The sequence below is a fragment of the Streptomyces sp. NRRL F-5122 genome, from assembly GCF_001507435.1.
Classification (GTDB): Bacteria; Actinomycetota; Actinomycetes; order Streptomycetales; family Streptomycetaceae; genus Streptomyces; species Streptomyces lannensis.
The window spans coordinates 1-595 of the sequence record NZ_LMWH01000110.1 but is presented as its reverse complement, the minus strand read 5'-3'; the positions used below and the strand labels follow the sequence as shown (position 1 = coordinate 595).

Annotated in this window: 1 protein-coding gene; it reads left to right on the top strand. The window is 70.9% G+C overall.

The genetic code is table 11. The annotated features are described in order from the left end of the window. The coding region (locus ADL25_RS13085; RefSeq protein ID WP_159044922.1) for a glycosyltransferase at positions 1-595 on the top strand (595 nt) is incomplete at both ends.

The following is a 595-nucleotide window of genomic DNA, read 5'->3' as shown; positions in this document are numbered from 1 at the left end:
GCTGGACGGACGGCTGACGGTCCCCGTCCTGACCTATCTGACCGACTTCTCCGTGCATCCGCTGTGGGTGGCGGACGGGGTGGACGTCCACCTGGCTGCCCATATAGTGCCCGCCCACCAGGCACGAGCAGCTGGGGCGCGGGACGTGCGCATGTGCGGACCGGTTGCCGATCCGCGTTTTCGGCCGGGCACCAGGCAGGACCGCGACCAGGGGCGCGCCGCCTTCGGTCTACCGGAGAAGACGCCGCTGGCGTTGCTGGTCGCCGGCTCCTGGGGCGTCGGGCCGGTTCGGCAGGTCGCCCAGGAGCTGCGTGACTGCGGTGCCGCCGTGCCAGTCGTCGTCTGCGGGCGCAACGATGCGCTCGCGGCGCGACTGCGTGCCGACGGGATCGAGCACGTCTTCGGCTGGGTCGACGACATGCCGGCCCTGATGCACGCTGCTGACGTCCTCGTGCAGAACGCGGGCGGCCTGACCTCTCTGGAAGCTTTCGCCGCTGGCCTGCCGGTCGCGAGCTACCGCTGCATACCCGGCCATGGCCTGACCAATGCCGCCGCACTCGATGAAGCCGGTGCAGCCGTGTGGATCCGCAACGCC